Origin of the sequence: Curtobacterium sp. MCJR17_020, assembly GCF_003234365.2 — a bacterium.
Taxonomy (GTDB): domain Bacteria; phylum Actinomycetota; class Actinomycetes; order Actinomycetales; family Microbacteriaceae; genus Curtobacterium.
Genome location: NZ_CP126260.1, coordinates 912846 through 932145, shown reverse-complemented (window position 1 = coordinate 932145; position 19300 = coordinate 912846). Strand labels below are relative to the sequence as shown.

General features: G+C 71.8%; 15 protein-coding genes and 1 tRNA gene. 3 read left to right on the top strand and 13 right to left on the bottom strand.

The annotated features are described in order from the left end of the window. Positions 1–6: 6 nt before the first annotated feature. On the bottom strand, positions 7–1257 hold the full coding sequence (locus tag DEJ14_RS04480; protein WP_111084817.1) for an AI-2E family transporter: 1251 nt from the start codon (positions 1255–1257) through the stop codon (positions 7–9). Positions 1258–1349: 92 nt separating this feature from the next. Here DEJ14_RS04480 and DEJ14_RS04475 point away from each other — a divergent pair, with 92 nt between their 5' ends. Next, on the top strand, positions 1350–2621 hold the full coding sequence (locus tag DEJ14_RS04475) for a winged helix-turn-helix domain-containing protein (RefSeq protein WP_111084818.1): 1272 nt from the start codon (positions 1350–1352) through the stop codon (positions 2619–2621). Positions 2622–2628: 7 nt separating this feature from the next. On the opposite strand, the gene DEJ14_RS04470 is transcribed toward DEJ14_RS04475, so the two are convergent. Then, complete coding sequence (locus DEJ14_RS04470) at positions 2629–3531, bottom strand: M48 family metalloprotease (protein ID WP_111084819.1); 903 nt, start codon at positions 3529–3531, stop codon at positions 2629–2631. A gap of 19 nt (positions 3532–3550) precedes the next feature. Next, entirely contained in the window at positions 3551–4132 is a 582-nt protein-coding gene (locus tag DEJ14_RS04465; protein ID WP_111084820.1) for a LemA family protein, read from the bottom strand. Between the two features lie 228 nt (positions 4133–4360). Here DEJ14_RS04465 and DEJ14_RS04460 point away from each other — a divergent pair, with 228 nt between their 5' ends. Further along, positions 4361–6748, top strand: a complete 2388-nt coding sequence (locus DEJ14_RS04460) for an Ig-like domain-containing protein (RefSeq protein WP_146249713.1) — start codon at positions 4361–4363, stop codon at positions 6746–6748. A 92-nt stretch (positions 6749–6840) separates the two neighbouring features. Continuing rightward, complete coding sequence (locus DEJ14_RS04455) at positions 6841–8550, top strand: class I adenylate-forming enzyme family protein (RefSeq protein WP_111084906.1); 1710 nt, start codon at positions 6841–6843, stop codon at positions 8548–8550. 67 nt (positions 8551–8617) lie between these two features. Here the strand turns inward: DEJ14_RS04455 and DEJ14_RS04450 are convergent, their stop codons facing one another. The 10 genes from DEJ14_RS04450 to DEJ14_RS04405 form a co-directional block, all read right to left on the bottom strand. Beyond that, positions 8618–9958, bottom strand: a complete 1341-nt coding sequence (locus tag DEJ14_RS04450) for a threonine/serine exporter family protein (protein WP_111084821.1) — start codon at positions 9956–9958, stop codon at positions 8618–8620. Positions 9959–9968: 10 nt separating this feature from the next. Beyond that, positions 9969–10652 (bottom strand): class F sortase, encoded by a 684-nt coding sequence (locus tag DEJ14_RS04445; RefSeq protein WP_220036403.1) that lies wholly within the window; start codon positions 10650–10652, stop codon positions 9969–9971. A 113-nt stretch (positions 10653–10765) separates the two neighbouring features. Further along, entirely contained in the window at positions 10766–12325 is a 1560-nt protein-coding gene (locus DEJ14_RS04440) for a hypothetical protein (RefSeq protein WP_181437470.1), read from the bottom strand. A 117-nt stretch (positions 12326–12442) separates the two neighbouring features. Next, a tRNA-Leu gene (locus tag DEJ14_RS04435) sits at positions 12443–12516 on the bottom strand. 76 nt (positions 12517–12592) lie between these two features. After that, positions 12593–14068: an NAD(P)/FAD-dependent oxidoreductase gene (locus tag DEJ14_RS04430; RefSeq protein WP_111084822.1), complete on the bottom strand. Its 1476-nt coding sequence runs from the start codon at positions 14066–14068 to the stop codon at positions 12593–12595. A gap of 38 nt (positions 14069–14106) precedes the next feature. Then, positions 14107–14655, bottom strand: coding sequence for a DUF501 domain-containing protein (locus tag DEJ14_RS04425; RefSeq protein WP_111084823.1), 549 nt, complete (start codon positions 14653–14655; stop codon positions 14107–14109). Positions 14656–14722: 67 nt separating this feature from the next. Then, entirely contained in the window at positions 14723–15256 is a 534-nt protein-coding gene (locus DEJ14_RS04420; protein WP_111084824.1) for an FtsB family cell division protein, read from the bottom strand. 350 nt (positions 15257–15606) lie between these two features. Then, entirely contained in the window at positions 15607–16890 is a 1284-nt protein-coding gene (eno, locus tag DEJ14_RS04415) for a phosphopyruvate hydratase (RefSeq protein ID WP_111084825.1), read from the bottom strand. Positions 16891–16986: 96 nt separating this feature from the next. Further along, entirely contained in the window at positions 16987–18231 is a 1245-nt protein-coding gene (gene hisS, locus DEJ14_RS04410; RefSeq protein WP_111084826.1) for a histidine--tRNA ligase, read from the bottom strand. Positions 18232–18481: 250 nt separating this feature from the next. Next, on the bottom strand, positions 18482–19240 hold the full coding sequence (locus tag DEJ14_RS04405; RefSeq protein WP_111084827.1) for a MazG family protein: 759 nt from the start codon (positions 19238–19240) through the stop codon (positions 18482–18484). Positions 19241–19300: the final 60 nt, after the last annotated feature.

Here is a 19300-nt window from a genome sequence, read left to right as displayed (position 1 = left end):
CGAGCGTCAGCCTGCCGTCCCCTTGACCGCGGTCGGCTGCTCGTCGGTGCCGGGCTTCGGGACGTCACCGCGGCGCGCGCGCAGCTTGAGGATCTTGCGCCGACGCTTGGTCCGGACGTTCTCGTCGTGCGCGTCCTGCTTGGCCTCGCGCACGTGGTCGGAGTCCATCGTCTTCCACCGACCGCTCGAGATGGTCGTGACCATCGAGTTGACGGTGGCGATGAGCGGGACGGCGAAGAACGCGCCCGCGATGCCGGCCAGACCCGAGGCCGCGGTGACCCCGAGGACGACGGCGAGCGGGTGCACCTTGACGGCGTTGCCCATGACGAGCGGCTGCAGGATGTGTCCTTCGACCTGCTGCACGACGAGGATCACGCCGAGCATGATGACCGCCGCCAGCGGGCCGTTGAACACGAGTGCGACGAACACCGCCAGGAACCCGGTGACGATCGCGCCGACGACCGGGATGAACGACCCGAGGAACACGAAGACCGCGATCGGCACGACGAGCGGCAGCTGCAGGAAGAACGCACCGAGGCCGATGCCGACGGCGTCGACGAACGCGACGAAGATCTGCACCCGGATGAAGCTCGTCAACGTCGTCCAGCCGGCGACACCGGCGCCGTCGATCGCGCTGCGGGCGTTCTTCGGGAAGAGCCGGACCGTCCAGCGCCAGACGTTCTTGCCGTCGATGAGCAGGAAGATCACGGTGAAGATGACGATGAACAGGCCCGTGAGGATGTGCGTCAGCGACGACCCCGCGCTGGCCACCCCGGACAGGATCGAGCCGGAGTTGCTCTGCAGCCAGTCGGTCGCCTGGTTGAGGTAGGAGTTCAGGTCCTTCTGGCTGATCCCGAGCCCGGAGCTGAGCACGAAGTCGCGGATGTTGTCGTACTGCGACAGGGTGCGGTCGCGGAGCGATGGGTACGCGGCGGCGATCTGGTCGACGACGAGCCAGATGAGCGCCCCGACGGCGGCGAGTCCACCGACCAGGCTGACGATGACGGCGAGCCACTTCGGCACGTGGTGGCGCTGCATCCAGTTCGACAGCGGGACCAGGAGCGCGGCGACGACGATGCCGATGAGGAACGGGATGAGGATCTCGCTGAACAGCGTCACCAGGTAGATGACCACCGCGACGACGCCGACCACGACGAGGATGCGCCACGACCACGCACCCGCGATCCGCATGCCGGGCGGCACCGCGTCATCGACGACGACGGGATCCGTGTGCGGTGTCTTCTTTCCCCAGGCCATGGGCCGATCCTATCGATGCGCTCGTCGTCGCGTTCCAGATACGGCATACGTTCCGACGCCGCGCTGTCGGCGGGGTTCGGTAGCGTCGGCACATGGTCAGGTCCTCGCTCTCCGCCGCCGAAGCCCGCCGCGTCGCCCTCGCCGCGCAGGGGTTCGGTCGGCCACCGGCGACGGAGGTCTCGACGCGTGCGGTGAACGCTGCGTTCGCCCGACTCGGGCTGCTGCAGATCGACTCGGTGAACGTGTTCGAGCGCAGCCACTACCTGCCGCTCTTCGCACGGCTGGGGGCGTACGACCGGCCCACGCTCGACCGTCTGACCCTCGGTCGATCCGGGCCCTACACCGAGTACTGGGCGCACGAAGCCGCCCTCATCCCGCGCGACGACCTGCGGCTGTTCCGCTGGCGGATGGACGCCCTGCGGGAGCGCGACGCCGGTCCGACCCGGATCGACGGCGTCACCCGCACCGCCGGGGTCCGACGCGAGCTGCACGCGCTCCTGCGTGCCGAGGGGCCGATGCGGGCCAGCGCGGTCGAGCACGAGTCGAACGTCCGCCGTGGTCCGTGGTGGGGCTGGAGCGACGTGAAACTCGGGCTCGAGCAGATGTTCCGCTGGGGCGAGGCCGTGAGCGCCGGACGGTCGGGCTTCGAGCGCGTGTACGCCCTGCCCGAGCAGGTCCTGCCGGCCGGCTTCCTCGAGACGGCACCGCCGCGCGCCGCCGCAGTGCTCGAACTCGTCCGGCACGCCACCCGCGCCCTCGGTGTCGGCACCCGGGCGGACATCGCCGACTACTACCGACTGCGGTCGGACGACACCGCCGTCGCCCTCGCGGAGCTCACCGCTGCCGGCGAGCTCCTGCCCGTGCGGGTCGAGGGCTGGGGTGAGCGGGCCTGGCTCCACCCCGATGCCCGGGTGCCCCGGCAGCTGACCGCCGACGCGGTGCTCAGCCCGTTCGACCCGGTCGTGTGGTTCCGCCGGCGGGCGGAGCGGATGTACGGGTTCCACTACCGGATCGAGATCTACACACCGGCACCGAAGCGGGTGTTCGGGTACTACGTGCTGCCCGTGCTGCAGGACGACCGCCTCGTCGGCCGGATCGACCTGAAGAGCGACCGGCAGCGCAGCGTGCTGCGGGTCCGGACCGCGTGGCAGGAGGCCGGCGAGCACCTCGATGCCGAGCGGCTGGCCGAGACCCTCCGACGCACCGCCGCCTGGCAGGGACTCGACGAGGTCGAGGTCACCGATCGGGGCACCGCCGCGGCCGCGGTCGCCGGGGCGCTCGGCCTCCCGCTGGTCCCACACGAAGCCGTCGACGACGCCGATGCCCCGGAACCCACGGAGCAGCTCGACGCCGTCGAGGCCTGACCGGGCGTCAGAAACGGTCGGCGTTCGCCCGCAAGCGTGCGATGCGGTCCGGCAGCGGCGGGTGCGTCGAGAACAGCCGGTCCATCACGCCGGGGCGCATCGGGTCGGCGATCCACAGGTGGGCCATCGACGAGTTCTGCGTCTGCATCGGTCGGCCGTACGCGCCGAGCTTCTCGAGCGCCCGGGCGAGGCCCTCGGGGTGGCGGGTCGTCATCGCACCGGTGGCGTCGGCGAGGTACTCGCGCTGCCGGGACACCGCGGCCTGCACGCCCGCCGCGGCGATCGGCGCCACGACGACGGCCACGATGCCGGCGATGAGCAGCACCGGGTTCGCGCCGCCGCCGTTGTCCGAGTTGCGGTTCCGACCGCCGGACAGCCCGCTGAAGATCGAGATGCGCAGGAGCACGTCGGCGATCAGGCCGACGGCGACCACCAGCCCGAACACCATCGTCGACACCCGGATGTCGTAGTTGCGGACGTGCCCGAGTTCGTGGGCCATCACGCCCTGGAGCTCCTGGTCGTCCATGATCTGGAGCAGCCCGGTCGTCGCCGCGACCACGGCGTGCTCCGGGTCGCGCCCGGTGGCGAAGGCGTTCGGCGACGGGTCCTGGATGACGTAGACCCGGGGCATCGGCATGCCGGTCGAGATCGCGAGGTTCTCGACCGTCCGCCAGAGCCGTGGTTCGGAGGTGCGGTCGATCTCGATGCCGCCGGCGATGGCGGTCGCCTGCCGAGCGGCGAAGAAGTACTGCAGCACCGCGTAGCCCAGGGCGACCGCGAGCACGATGACGCCGATCGAGACGTTCCCCGCAAGGTAGCCGCCCAGGAACCCGAGCGCGCCGATGATCAGCAGGAAGACCAGGACGATGACGACGGTGTTGCGCTTGTTCCGCGCGATGGCGCTGTACACGGCAGCTGCGAGGCTGGGGTCAGAACTGGACGCGCGGCGGCTCGGCGATGGCTGCCGGCTCGGCGGTCTCGAAGAACGTCGCCTCGGCGAAGCCCCGCCGCTTGGCGAACGTGGAGTTCGGGAAGACCCGGATCTTCGTGTTCAGCTCGCGCACGCCGCCGTTGTAGAAGCGCCGGGCGGACTGGATCTTGTCCTCGGTGTCGACGAGCTCCGTCTGCAACTGCAGGAAGTTCTGGCTCGACTGCAGCTGCGGGTACCCCTCGGCGACCGCGAACACGCTCTTCAGCGCCTTCTGCATGTGCCCCTCGGCCGCGGAGGCCGTGCCGGCGTCACCGGCCGTCAAGGTCTCGGAGCGCGCCTTGGTGACGTCGTCGAAGACGGCCTTCTCGTGGGTGGCGTACCCCTTGACCGTGTCGACGATGGTCGGGATCAGGTCGGCGCGCCGCTTCAGCTGCACCGAGATGTCGCTCCAGGCCTCGTCCACGCGGACCTTGAGCGTGACGAGCGAGTTGTACGTCACCCAGAGGTAGATCCCGATGATGACCAGGATCACCACCACCACTCCGACGACGATCAGCGTCGTGACGAGTCCGGTGTCCATGCGTGGGTGCTCCTTCTCGCGTTCGGATCCGCGGTGCTGCGTGGCCTGAACGGCCGTCGTGAAGTCTACCGACGCGTCCGCAGTGCTCGCGTCGACCGCCAGGGTTCACGGGCGATTCCCGAGTCACGCACACCGGGCGTTCGGGCTGCGGGGCGAACACGACCGGATGCGGGACATCATCCGCGAGGTGTATTGACCCAGCGGCCCACATCACGTGGGATGGAGCCGGTGAGCACGCGAGGGGACAACGTGGACGACCGGGCCGTCGGGGGCGACGGCCCTCGTCGTCGTACCCGGTTCGTCGCGCTCGCCTCGGCCACAGCGGTCCTCGCCGCGGCGCTGCTGGCGGCGGCAGCCGCCCCCGCGTTCGCCGGTGCCGCGAACCCCGGACAGTCGAACTCCGCGGAGACCGAACGCGTCAGCGCCGCCAGCACCGCGACCCCCGCACCGGGCGAACTCGTGGGTCCGCCGAGCAGCGGTCGGCCCGGCACCCCCACGCCCCCGCCCGCGTCCACCGGGAGACCGCCCGTCGCACCGACCATCGCCGACCCGGGGGACGTGACGAGCAGCACCGCCCGGTTCCACGGCACCGGGACCCCGGCGCACGTCGTCCGCGTCGCCGGCCCCGCGTCGACCGGTTCGACCGGGTGCTCGGCCCAGGTGCAGGCGAACGGTTCGTGGTCGTGCCTCGGTACGGTGCGGTCGGGTCCGCAGCAGGTCTTCACGGTGCGGGACGTCACCGCGCCGAGCCAGCCGCCCGCGAGTGCCCCGGCCTCCGACGTCATCGTGCCGCCGACCATCGCGTCCGACCACCCGACCAGCGGCGCGCTCTCCGGCACGGGCTTCCCCGGTTCCACCGTGGTGCTGTCGGTCTCCGGATCGTCGACGCAGCAGACCGCCCCGGTCGGCCCGGACGGTCGGTGGGTGACCTCGCTCGCGCTGCGGTCCGACGCGACCGTCACCGTGACCGCCTCGCAGACCGCCAGCACCGCGCGCGGCTACCGCTCCGACCTGCGCAGTGCGTCCTCGGCCCCGGTGCGGATCACGGTCGACCGCACAGCACCGGCGGCCCCGCGGATCACCGCACCCGACGACGGCGACCGCGTCGGTTCGCGCGCCACGGTCGTCCGCGGCACCGGCGAACCCGGTGCCGACGTGACCGTCTACGTCGACCGCGCACCCGTCTGCCGGGCCGAGGTCACTGCGAACGGTTCCTGGTCCTGCTCCACCGCGGGGTCGCAGCTGCGCGCCGGCGGACACGACCTCACCGCGACGCAGCACGACGCCGCCGGCAACTACTCACGGTCGTCCGCTGCCGTGCAGGTCACGGTGTGGTCGACCTCGGGCACCCCGAACGGAACCCCCGGCATCCCCAGCACCCCCGGCACCGGCGGGGACGCACCGACCAACGGCACCGGCTCTACCGGCACCGGCACCACGACCGCACCGGGTGACGGCCAGACCCCCGGCGACACGGGGACCCCGGCCGGCACCGGGAACGCGGGCGGCAGCGAGAACGGCACCGGCGACGACGGCCCCGGATCAGCGGCAGCGCCCGGTGACGGCACCGAGCCGACCGGCACGAGCATCCCCGGGGCCGCGGGCTCCGGCGGCGGGCACACCGACTGGTCGGGCCCCGCGGGCGACTGGACCGCCGCCACCGCCTACGACCGCACCGTTCCGACGATCCAGGCCGCGTTCTCGTGGCGGACCGTCCTGATCGCCACGGCCGTCGCCGCCGGGTTCCTCCTGCTGATCGCCGCACCCCTCGCGCTGGTCGCCGCCGCTGCCCGCGGGCGCATCCGCTCGCCCTTCGCCGGACTGCTCGGGCGGAACCGCCCGCGCTCGGACCGCTCCGGGTCGGACGACGTGCTGCCGACGTGGGTGTCGATCACGGTCGCGGTGGCCGTCGCCGCCCTGTGCACGCTGCTCGGCGTGGGCGTCTCGCTCGAGGCCCGCTACGTCCGCCTCGCCATCGCCGTGCTGCTCGGCACCGCGGTGCTCACGGCGGCCGTGGTGCTCGTGACCCGGTGGGCAGCCGGGCCCGACCACCGTGCGGTGGGCTTCCGGGTGTCCCCGTGGCTGGTGCTCGCGGCGCTCGTGGCGTGCGGGATCACGCGGGCCGCGGATCTCTCCCCGGCCCTGATCGTCGGGGTGGTGCTCGTGCCGTCGGGACGCCCCGACCTGGACACCGCCGCACTGCGCCTCGGCTCCGGGATCGCCGCCGGTGCCCGGAGCGCGACCTGGCGGACGGTCGCGCTGCTCGGACTCGCGACCGCGGGGTGGGTGCTCCACAGCCTGACCGCGGGCGGGGGCTTCTGGTCCGCGTTGACGTCGGAGTTCGCCATCACCCTGTGCGTCGGCGGGGTCGGTGCCGTCGTCGCGACACTGCTGCCGTTCGCCGGGTCCGCCGGCAGTGCGGTCCTGACGGCCTCGCGTGGCCGGTACGTAGCACTGGCGGTCGTCGCGGTCGCGCTCACCGCCGCGGTCTACTCGGGTCCCTCGGGGACCCACGCGTCGCCGGTGCTGCTCGGCGCGGTCGGCGCGGCCTGCGTGGCGGGCGCGATCGGGGCCTGGTTCTGGGCGCGCACCGCGCGACCGGACGCGGCCGCCTGACCCGCACCGGGCCTCCCGTCCGCCGTCCCCGCGCGGCGGATACAGTGACGATCGGTGCGTGACGCGCCGTTCGACCGCCCCAGGGAGCGATGATGACCGAGACCCGATCCGACTACGACCCGACGCGGTTCCGCGAGGTGTTCGAGGGCAGCTACACGTACGCGAACGGCTTCGCGCGGAACACCCACCGCTTCGCGGACCGGCCCGCGCTGCGCGACCCGGACACGGGTCGGTCGTGGACCTACACGGAACTCGGGGTCGTCGTCGACCACATCGGCGGGTGGCTCCTCCGGCACGGTGTCGGTCGCGGTTCGGTCGTGATGGTCGAGCTGTTCAACTCGCCCGAGTTCGCGATGCTCTACCTGGCGTGCCACCGCATCGGCGCGGTGTTCTCGCCCACGAACTTCCGGCTCGCGCCCGACGAGGTCGCCTTCATCATCGAGGACTCCGCGCCCGTGGTGCTGGTGCACGACGCGGCGCGCGGCGACGACATCGCCCGAGCGCTCGAGACCGCGCCGCACCGTCCCGACCACGTCATCGTCGTCGGTGGTGACGACCACGCCGCACGCGACGGCCAAGACGCGCACGCCACACGCGACGCCCGCGTCGCGTTCACCGCACTCCTCGCCGCCGACCCCGTCACGCCCGCCGAACTCGCCGCGACCGAACCCCGCAGCACCTACGACGAGACCACTCGGCTCTACACCTCCGGCACCACCGGGCGACCGAAGCCGGTGCCCCTGCCGAGCCTGGTCGAGGTGCTCAGCGCCCACGACGTCGTGATGCACTTCCCCCTCAGCCCCTTCGACAAGACGCTCAACATGTCGCCGCTGTTCCACCGTGGCGGCCTGTACTCGGGTGGCCCGAACCCGGTGTTCTACGTCGGCGCCGAGCTCACGACCCTGCGGCACTTCGACGCCGAGCGGGTGCTCGACCTGGTCGAGTCCGAGCGGCTGACGTTCCTGATCGGTGCGCCGCCGAACCTGGTGCAGCTCGCGAACGCGCAAGAGGGGCGACCACGCGACCTGTCGTCCCTGCACGGCATCGTCACGATGGGTGCACCGCTCGACCGTGCCGCTGCACTCCGCTACCAGGAGCTCCTGTCCCCGCGGATCTTCAACGGCTACGGCACGACCGAGACCTTCTGGAACACGTTCCTGCGTCCCGAGGACTTCCCCGACGGCGCCGGCTCCACCGGCCGCGCGTCGACGGACGACGACGTCGCCGTCGTGCGCGTGTACGAGGACCGCCTGGCGGACCCGAGTGACACCGTGCCGAAGGACGGCGCCGAGATCGGCGAGTTCGCGGTCCGGACCGTGAAGTCCGGCTACTCGTACCGCAACCCGGGCCTCGAGGCGGAGAAGTTCGCGAACGGCTGGTTCTACCCCGGCGACCTCGCGACGTGGGACGAGCACGAGCGGGTCACGATCGTCGGCCGCAAGGACGACATGATCATCTCCGGCGGCGAGAACGTGCACCCCGTCCAGGTCGAGGCCGCGCTGCAGGAGCACCCGGGGGTCGCCGACTCGATCGTCGTCGGGATCCCGGACGAGCGTTGGGGCGAGGTCGTCACGGCGTACGTGGTCCGTGCAGCGGGACGGCTGCCGGAAGACGACGTCGCAGCCGCCGCCGTGCTCGAGGAGTGGACGGGCTCGCACCCCGGGCTCGCCCGCTACAAGCGGCCGAGGCGGTACCGGTTCGTCGACGAGCTGCCGTACAACGCGACGGGCAAGAAGGTGCACTACCTCGCCAAGGCGACGGCAGCGGAGGACCAGGCGGTGGGCCGGCTGCTCGAGCCGTAGCGGGCTCTGCACGTGCGCGGCGTCGGACGGGAGGCCCGTGGCGGCCCCGCCCCGCGCCTCCAGGCCGTCAGCTGGTCGCGTCCACCCCGCGGCTCGGCGCGTTCCGGGCGAACAGGCCCGGCAGCAGCCCGCCGATCTTCGTCCCGATGCACAGGCTGACGAAGGTCGCCAGGGGTGTCGCGAGGGACTCGGGGTCGAACGTGGCCACCGCCACCAGCCCGACGGTCCCGGGGACGAGCAGCAGGAACGCCGGGAAGAACGACACGGTCGCCGGGATCGCCGGCACGAGCCGCTCGAGCAACCGGGTCGCGACGAACAGCAGCGCCGCCGTCGCACCGGTCGCGACGACGCTCCCCCACACCGGCGTCGTCCCGCTCACCAGGGCGTACGCGGTGACCATGACCGCCACCGACACGAGCGTCAGCCGCCAGCCCGAGCGGAACACCAGGCCGAGGCCGACCGCCAGGACCACCACGGCGACCCACGACACCCAGTAGGACGGCACGGACTCCCACCCGGCCAGGTCCGTGCCGACGCCGGCGACCTCGCCGACGAGCGCCGCTGAGGACGGGTCGACGTGCAGCCCGGTCAGGGCGCTGCCCGAGGCGATGCCGGCCGCCATGAAGCCGAGCATGATGAGCCCCTGGACCAGCCGCGAGGACCCGGTCACGATGTCCGCTGCGGTCAGCTCGAGCAGGGCGTTGGTGATGAGGGCACCGGGGACGAACACCGCCACCGGGGCGCACACGGCGAACAGCGGGACCTGCTCGAACCCGGCACCCGCGGCGACGAGTCCGACGATGGCCGTCGACACGAAGGCCGCCAGGAACGGGATGATCGCGACGGCCTCGCGGAAGCGCCGGAGCAGCAGGCCGATGACCCCGACGAGCGCACCGACCAGGAGCGCGAGCAGGATCGCCCACCACGGGCACCGGAACACGACGGCGAGCCCGGCGGACGTCAGCGCGTTGCCGAGGATCCACGGCAGTGCGGGCGGCGGGACGGTGCCGGCCCGCATGGCCCGGACCCGCGCGGGGATCTCGGCGAGGGCGATGGAGCCGCTCTCCAACCCGAGCACGACCCGGTTCGCCCGTGCAGCCTGTCGCGACGACAGCTCGACGCCCTCGGCGTTCACGATCGTCGCCGCACCGGTCGAGACCTCGCTCACCATCACGAGCGCCGGCAGCACCCCGATCGCCAGGGTCGGACCGACCCCGGCGGCGTCGCGGGCCTTCTCGAGCGCCGAGCGGACGTCGGTGACGGAGCTGCCCGCGTCGAGCAGCAGCGCACCGAGCGTGCCGAGGAGCATGCCGACGGGGACGGTCTCGCCGTCGACGACCTCGACGTGGGCCTCGGGCCGACGGAGGGCGTTCTGCAGGTTCGCGAGTGCGCTTCCGAGTCCGACCACGCAGGCGATGTTAGCGATCGAGCGTGGCCTCGATGACCACGTTGTCGACCGAGGCGGAACCGTCCGGCCGCTGCAGGCACGTGATGAGCAGGAGCCGGCCGGGCTCGTCCGCCCAGACGTCGGCGTCGGCGGCCACGGTCGCCTTCGTGATCCGCTCGGAGCCGGTCACCGTCCACCGCGCGTCGCCGATCCGGACGCTGCTGCCGACCGCGACCTCGGAGCGTTGCCCGTCGACGTCGATGAGCAGGTTGCCCGGACCGATCGCACCGTTCCGCAGCGAGTGCATGACGACGAACACGGTGCCGTCCGCGCGGTCCGCCAGCGGGACCCCCACGTTGCGGACCCGGTAGGCCTCGCTGAACCCCGGCGGCGTGATCTGCCCGTCGACGGCGTCCAGTTCGCCGAGCGGCACGTCGAGCCCGACCGACGGCACCACGAGCTGGACGCCGGTGTCGGCGACGGCGTTCGACGCAGACGCCGCCGTCCCCGACTCGCCCGGGTCGAGCGTGACCTGCTCGCCGTCGAGCGACGTGCCGGTGATCGCCGTCGGCGATGCGGCTCCGGTGGTCGCCGTGACCACACCGACCACGCCGACCACGAGGGTCGCCGCGGCGAGCACGGCGATCGTCCAGAGCAGCGCGCCGCCGCGATGGCGGGGCCGCCCCCTGCAGGGCGTGGTGCGTGGGGTGGTCACGATGGGTTCCGTGGATGGTGACGAATGTGTCGGACGGGAGGCGCGCCTCCCCTCCGACACCTGGGTGCCGGGATCCGCGTGGCGGGGTCGACCGCCCCGCGGATCCCGGTGCGTCAGTCCTGCTGGGTGACGCGGCGGCGGTACGCGATGAACGCGACCGAGCCGAGGGCGACGACGGCGACGGCCGACAGCCCGATCCACGGCAGGGCCGAGGTGCCGGAGACGGTGCCTCCGGTGTTCACGGCTGCGCCGGTGGTGACGGCCGTGGTGGTGTCGACCGGGTCGACGACGACGGTGCCGTCAGCGGTGACCGTGATGGCGAGCGAGACCACGGCGGTGCCGTCCGACGACTCCACCGCGATGGTGTGCGCGCCGGCCGGGGTGTCCGCTGGGATCACGACCGAGGTCGCGAAGGCCCCGTCGGCGTCCGTGGTCACGGTGCCGAGGACGACGGGGTCGCTGTGCAGGACGATCGAGTACTTCGTCGCTGTCGGCAGGCCCTCGGCGCGCAGCGGCACCGAATCGCCGACAGTGAAGGTGGTGGTGCCGCCGGTGCTGATCGACGGTGCCGGGGTGGTCGGCGCGGTGGTGGGCTCCGTGGTCGGGCCCGCCGTCGGGCCGGTCGTGGGCTCCGGCGTGCCGGGCTCGCTCGGCTCGGTCGTCGGCTCCGGCGTGCCGGGCTCGCTCGGCTCGGTCGTCGGCTCCGGCGTGCCGGGCTCGCTCGGCTCGGTCGTCGGCTCCGGGGTCACCGGGGTGGTCGGCTCCGGCGTCGGGGCCTCGGCCGCCGTGTAGGCGATCGAGATCGGCTGCGGCTTCTTGGCCGCGGCGTCGTTCGCGCCGGACGTGTACCAGTACGAGCTCTGACCGGTCTCGTTCTGGAAGTCGACGAAGTCCGCCGGCCACGAACCCCAGTCGGCGTTCGTCTTGTTCAGGCTCGTCGCCGACGCGGGCTCGACGCCCTGCCAGTCCGGGCTCACGGTGATGCCCGTGCTCGTGACGTCGACGTCGGTGAGGGTGGCGAGGTGCACCGTGCGCGGGGTGAGCGGCGCCCAGCTGCCCCCGTCGCGCGAGGCCGCGTAGCCCGAGACCGTGGCGGTGAGCTCACCCGTGCCGTCCGCTGCGACGTGCAGTTCCGGGTCCTCGGCGGACCAGTACGTCAAGCCACCGTAGAACGCGACCGTGAAGCCGCCGTCCCACGCGATGTCCGCGGTGCCGGCTGCGGCGTCGACGGTGCCGGTACCCTCGGCCAGGGTCAGGACGCCGCGGGTGCTCGTCGCCGGGGTGACGGTGGTGCCGTCGCCGGTCTGGCACTTCGTGGCGAAGGTCGGGGTCGAGGTGCCGCCCGCGGTCGTCGGGTAGGCGATCGAGACGTTGCCGGCCGAAGCGGCGTAGCCGGGCGACGGGTTGGTCGCGGTCCACGGAGCCGAGGCTCCCGAGTTGCCGGCGACCCCGGCGGACAGGAAGTTGCAGCCGCCGAAGTAGGCGCCGGCGTTGGCCTCGTTGCTGAGGCTCCAGGACAGCGACGCGTCGGTGACGTCGGCGGAGGCGGCGTTCGCGGGGGCGGCGCCGAGCGCGGCGGCAGCGGCGATCGTCGCGCCGAGGGCGACGGCGGTCGCGCCGGCGGCCAGACGCCGGGCGCGAGGAGAGGACAGGTGCATTCGGGTGGTCTCCAAGTTTGGGTAGCCTTACCTAACTCCCTGAGCATAGGGACAGGGGTTAGGTTAGGCAACCCTAAGTCGAGCTCCGCCGGACATGGTCACGCGCAGTCGCTCTCGCGAGACGCGCTTCGGTACCCCCGGTGGGACTCGAACCCACAACTCGGCGATTTTAAGTCGCATGCCTCTACCGATTGGGCCACGGGGGCGGGCCGCAACAGCCTACCGATGCGCGAGAGGCGGCCACCCCGAAGGGTGACCGCCTCTCGCGGACTGCTGCTGGGACTACTTGGCGTCGGCCGGGGCCTTCACGGGCTCGGCCTCGTTCGAGACGTCCTTGGCGGGCTCGCCGTACGCCGGGCCAGCGGCACCAGCGGGCTTGCCCTCTTCCGGAGCCGGAGCGGCGGCCGGAGCGGCCGGGGCCTCGGCCGCAGGCTTCGGACGGGACGCGAAGGCCTCGAACGCAGCGCGCGGGGTCTCACGGTCGTCGAGCGACGCGATGTCGCGGCCCAGGAAGAAGCCGCCGACCCAGTCGCCGATGACACGCCACTTGCGCTCCCACGACGGCATGGCCATGCCGTGGTAGCCGCGGTGCGCGCCCCACGCCAGGAAGCCCTTCATGGCGAACTTGCCGGACTGGAACACGCCGATGCCGAGACCGAGGCCCGCGACGGCGCCGAGGTTCTCGTGCTTGTAGTCGGTCGTGGCCTCGCCACGGATGGTCGCGACCAGGTTCTTCGCGAGCTGCTTCGCCTGACGGACGGCGTGCTGGGCGTTCGGCACGCAGAAGCCGCCGACGCCCCCACCGGTGAGGTCCGGCACGGCTGCGACGTCGCCACAGGCCCACGCGTCCGCGATCACACCGTTGTCGTCGACGACACGCAGGTCGGGCTGCACGCGGATGCGACCGCGCTGCTCGAGCGGGAAGTCGGTCCCCTTGACCATCGGGTTCGCCATGACACCGGCGGTCCAGATGATGAGGTCGGACTCGATCTTCTCGATCGCGCCGTCGCTCGTCTTGAGCTCGCAGACGCCACCGACAGCCGAGGCCAGCTGGGTCTCGAGGTGCACGTTCGCACCGCGCTGCGCGAGGTTCTTGAGCACCCAGTGCGAGGTCTCGAGCGAGACCTCGGGCATGATGCGGCCCATCGCCTCGACCAGGTGGAAGCGCGTCTCGTCGAAGGAGAGCTGCGGGTAGCTCTTCAGCAGGTCGGTGACGAAGGAGCGGAGCTCGGCGAAGACCTCGATGCCGGCGAAGCCACCACCGACCACGACGACGGTCAGCAGGCGGTCGCGCTCGGGACCGGCCGGCAGGTTCGCCGCCTTGTGGAAGTTCGTGAGGATCTTGTCGCGGATCGCCGCGGCTTCCTCGATCGTCTTGAGGCCGATGGCCTCGTCCGCGACACCCGGGATCGGGAACGTGCGGGACACCGCGCCGGCGGTCATGACGATCTGGTCGTAGGACTCCTCCCACGCCTCGCCCTCGGTCGGGGTGATCGTGGCGGTCTTCGTCGCGTGGTCGACCTCGGTGACCTTCGCGGTGACGACGCGGGTGTTCTTGAGGTGGCGGCGGTGCGAGACGACCGCGTGGCGCGGCTCGATCGAACCGGCGGCGACCTCGGGCAGGAACGGCTGGTACGTCATGTACGGCAGCGGGTCCACCATGACGACCTCGGCTTCGCCCTGGCGAAGGTGCTTCTCGAGCTTCCATGCGGTGTAGAAACCGGCGTAACCGCCGCCGACGACGAGGATCTTGGGCACGGGGGATGATCTCCTTGGATGGGGGTTTCGGAGTCGAGTCAGACTTCGCCGCCACCCGCCCCGACTCCAGCGTCTGCACCGTCATCATACGCCCGGCACTCACACCGGGAGGGCGACCAGTCCGCGCGCTCGAGCGCGAGGTCACCGATGGGGTTGACGCCGGGTCCGGCGGCGAGGGCGTGACCGACGAGGGCGTGCAGGCACTTCACACGGGTGGGCATGCCACCGGCGCTGATGCCGACGATCTCGTCGACGTGCTCGATCGACTCGCGATCGGCCAGGTAGGACTCGTGGGCCGCGAGGTACGCGGCCGCGGTGGTGTCGTCCTCGAGCAGTGCTGCCAGCTCCGGCATCACCTGGTTGGCCTCGAGGGTGCTGACCGCGGCGGTGGCCGCGGGGTGGCACAGGTAGTAGAACGTCGGGAACGGGGTGCCGTTCGACAGTCGGGGCTTCGTGGAGACGACCGTGGGGTTGCCACAGACGCACCGTGCCGCGATCCCGATGACGTCGCGTGCCGGTCGGCCGAGCTGCGCCGACACGACCTGGACGTCGCGGTCGGAGGGCGGGTCGAAGGGAGGGGTCGTCACGGGAACGTGAGCCTACCGGAGACCCGGTACCCCGCGCACCGTCGTGCCGGACGGGTCCGGCACGGAGCTACTTGCTCTCGCCGGTCCCCGAGACGTCCGGGGCCACGAGGTCCGCGGCGGTCTCGTCGGTGAGCCCCGACTGCAGCACGGAGGAGAGCATCGCCTGCACCCAGTCCACCTTCGGCGTCTGGACCTTCGTGCTGACGGGCGTGCCGGAGTCCGTCGTCGGCGTGGTCTCGGCCTTCCGGTCCTCGGCCCCCATCACGAGGTAGCTCTCCTCGCCCGGGTACACGTAGAGCAGGCGATCGCGCGCCTGCGCCTCGATGTAGGCGGGGTCGTCCCAGCGGGCGACGTCCTTCTTCTTCTGCGTGACGTCGGCCTTCTGGCTCGCGACCTCACGCTGCTGCTGGGCGATCTGTTCCTGCTGCTGGATGAGCGTGCGGAGCGACGGGGCGAGCACCACGACGAAGAGCACGATGATCGCGAGCATCAGCAGGCTGAACCCGGAGAAGTGGATCGAGCGGTACCACGGCTGCGCCGACGTGCTGCCGTCGGGCATCGCCACGGGGACGCGGCGGACGCGGGGCTTCTGGCTGGGCACGTCCCGACGATAACCCGACCGACGCGCTGGGAGCTCCCGGCACGCGGCCGTTCGGTGGCCTCTCAGCGACTCGCGTCGTCCGATCGATGCTGCCGGGAGGCACGGCTCCGGTCCGCACCGTCCGGCCCGCGCCGGGAGTGGTCACGACACACCGCCCGGCGTGCGTCCGGCGGTCACGTCCTGTCGGCCAAGCCCGGGCCAGCCGACGACTCGTGACCACTCGACGCAGCGCGCGCGGCAGGTACTGACCCCGGCACGGAGGGACGCGATCGAGGTCCGCACACGACGAGACGCCGTCCTCTCGGGAGAGGACGGCGTCTCGGTGGTGCCGGTACTGCTGGCCCGGGTGGTTACAGGGCAGCGGCGCGCGGGAAGGCCGAGCGACCGGCGTACACCGCGGCGTCGCCGAGCTCTTCCTCGATGCGGAGCAGCTGGTTGTACTTCGCGACGCGGTCCGAGCGGGCCGGTGCGCCGGTCTTGATCTGACCACCGTCGACCGCGACCGCGATGTCCGCGATCGTGGTGTCCTCGGTCTCGCCGGAGCGGTGCGACAGGATCGAGGTGAGGCCGTGACGGTGCGCGAGCGAGACCGCGTCGAGGGTCTCGGTGAGCGTGCCGATCTGGTTGACCTTCACCAGGATCGAGTTCGCGGCCTTCTCGTCGATGCCCCGCTGCAGACGCTTCGGGTTGGTGACGAACAGGTCGTCGCCGACGATCTGGACCTTGTCGCCGAGCTCGGCGGTCAGGTGCGACCAGCCTTCCCAGTCGTCCTCGGCCAGCGGGTCCTCGATGGTGACGAGCGGGTAGTTCGCGACGAGGTCGGCGAAGTACGCGGTGAACTCCTGGCTCGAGAGCTGCTTGCCCTCGAACGAGTACTTGCCGTCGTGGAAGAACTCGGTCGATGCAACGTCGAGGCCGACGGCGATGTCCTTGCCCGGGGTGTAGCCGGCCTTCTCGATCGCGGTCAGCAGGAAGTCGAGCGCCGCACGGTTGGACGCGAGCTCCGGAGCGAAGCCGCCCTCGTCGCCGAGGCCGGTCGCGAGGCCCTGCTTCTTCAGCTCGCCCTTGAGGGCGTGGTAGGTCTCGACGCCCCAACGGAGCGCCTCGGAGAACGACTCGGCGCCGTAGGGCACGAGGAAGAACTCCTGGATGTCGACGTTGGTGTCCGCGTGGGCACCGCCGTTGACGACGTTCATCAGCGGAACGGGCAGCGTGTGCGCGTTCGGGCCGCCGAGGTAGCGGAACAGCGGCAGGTCGGCCGAGTCGGCAGCGGCACGGGCCACGGCGAGCGAGGCACCGAGGATCGAGTTCGCGCCGAGGCGGGACTTGTTCTCGGTTCCGTCGAGCTCGATGAGCGCGGCGTCGACGAGGCGCTGGTCCGTGGCGTCGAAGCCCTCGAGCGCCGGGCCGATCTCGTCGAGGACGGCGTCGACGGCCTTCAGCACGCCCTTGCCGCCGTAGCGCGAGGCATCGCCGTCGCGGAGTTCGTACGCCTCGAACGCGCCGGTGGAGGCACCGGAGGGGACGAGCGCGCGGGACACGACGCCGTCGTCGAGGAGGACCTCGACCTCGACCGTCGGGTTGCCTCGGGAATCGAGGACTTCGCGTGCGCCTACGGCATCGATCAGGGCCACGGGGTACTCCCTACACATTGGTTGTGGTGTTTGCGGGACCGATCCTAGCGAGCCGAGGTGAACACGACGTCGACCGTGACGCCCGGTGTGGACAACTCAGTCGAGCGGGCGGAACTCCACACCCTCGAGCGACCTCGTGTCGGCGCCGACGGTCGCGAAGGCGGAGAACCCCTGCGCGGCCAGACCGGCGAGCAGGTTCTTCGTGTTCTTGGTGCGCCGTTCGAGCCGCACACGCCGGTGCGATCCGAGCGCCTCGGTCTTGAGGGCCGCGAGCCGGACCGGGTCGACATCCTTGTCGTAGACGAGCACCACGGCGTCCGACTCGGCGGACTCCGGGAGTGTCACGAGGTCGACCAGGCGCTCGAAGCCCAGCGAGAAGCCGACCGCGGGCACGTCCTGCCCGAGGAACCGACCGATCATGCCGTCGTACCGACCGCCGCCGCCCAGGCTGTAGCCGAAGTCGGGGTGCGCGACCTCGAAGATCGTGCCGGTGTAGTAGCCCATGCCGCGCACGAGCGTCGGGTCGAAGCGCAGGTCGACACCGGGCAGCGCTTCCCGCAGACGCAGCAGGTCGGCGAACGCGTCGGCGTCGAGCCACGCAGCTCCCTCGACCGTGGTCCAGTTCGCGGACTCGAGCGAACGGATGGTGTCCTCGAGCCCCGGCAGCTCCTGTCCGACGGTGCTGCGGAGCTCAGCGGCGACGCCCTCGGGGCCGATCTTGTCGAGCTTGTCGATCGTGATGAGCGCGCGGTCGGCGGCGGCCGGGTCCGCGATGCCCCACGACGCCAGCAAGGTCAGCAGGATCCGCCGGTCGTTGATGCGGATCGTGGTGCCGGTCACCCCGAGCGCGTCGAGCGCTGCGGTCGTGGCGCGGATGAGCTCGATCTCGGCCAGCTGCCCGGGCTCCCCCAGTATGTCGATGTCGCACTGCACGAACTGGCGGTAGCGCCCCTTCTGCGGACGCTCGGCGCGCCAGACCGGCGCGATCTGCACCGATCGGAACACCGAGGGCAGCTCGGCGCGGTGCGAGGCGTAGAAGCGGGCGAGCGGCACGGTCAGGTCGAACCGGAGCCCGAGGTCGGCGAGGTCGAGCGGCGCCTGGGCCGACTGCAGGTCCTCGGTGCTGAGCCCGCGCTTCATGACCGCGAACGCCAGCTTCTCGTTGTCACCGCCGAGCCCGGAGTGCAGCCGTGCAGCGTCCTCGACCACGGGCGTCTCGATCTCGTCGAACCCGTGCCGGGAGTAGACGTCGCGGACGACACCGAGCACGTGCTCGCGTCGGGCCTTGTCCGCCGGGAGGAAGTCGCGCATGCCACGGGGTGCCGTCACGGTCGTCGCCATGGCGTCAAGTCTGGCAGATGCGCATCGACGAGTTGCGCGGCATGCGTCCTACTGGCATACTGCATTCAGTACCTCGGTTCGGAGCGTGCCTGATCCACTCTCCGGACCGATCGCGTGGGCACCGTGCTGCAGTGTGTCCCGCGACTCGAGCGGGTTCTGCGTGCACACCTCTCCCTGGGGGTGTGCCCACCCGCTCACGGGCGCCCTCCTTTTTCGGGTTAGGAGGGCGCCCTTCTCGTTTGCCGCGCACTCACTCCGCCGCGCGGCCGGCTTCCTCGAGCGCAGCGACCGCCGTGCGGAGACTCGCGACCGGGTCGATCCCGTCCCGCACCGCTCCGGCGACTGCTGCCAGCATCGCGATCCCCCACGCCGGGTCCACCGCCCCCGCACCGTCGGCCGGTGCCGGCGACCCGACCGATGCCCGAGCGGTCCCCGCTCCGGGTGCCGCAGCCGACGTGGCGGACGTGCCACGGGCCTCCCGGTCAGCAGCCGAGCCGGACGCGACGGGCGCGGCGGCCAGGACCGACGCGACGGCCGCGTCGGCCGCACCGTGCTCGTCCAGGCGCTCCAGCAGCTTGACGGCCCGCTCCAGTGGCGGCATCGCGCGCGGGACGCCGTCGAGGGCGCTCGTCCGGGCCGACTTCTCCGCAGCCTTCGCCGCGCGCCACACCCGGACCACGTCGTCGACGGTGTCCGCGGTCTCGTCGCCGAACACGTGCGGGTGTCGACGGACCATCTTGTCGCGGACCCCGGCGGCGACGTCCTCGAGGGTGAACTCCCCCGCACGTTCGGCGATCCCGGCGTGCAGGACGACCTGGTACAGGACGTCGCCGAGCTCCTCGCGGACGTCGTCCGGGTCGCCGTCGTCGATGGCGTCGACGAGTTCGTAGGACTCCTCGACCGCGTAGCGCGCGAGCGTGGCGTGGGTCTGCGCACGGTTCCAGACGCAGCCTCCGTCCTCGGCGAGCAGGCGGTCGACGACGGTCACGAGGTCCGGTACGGCGGTCATCGCGCCATCGTCTCACCCACGTATGCTGGTCGTGGTGTGTCGGGAAGTCTGGTCGACGGA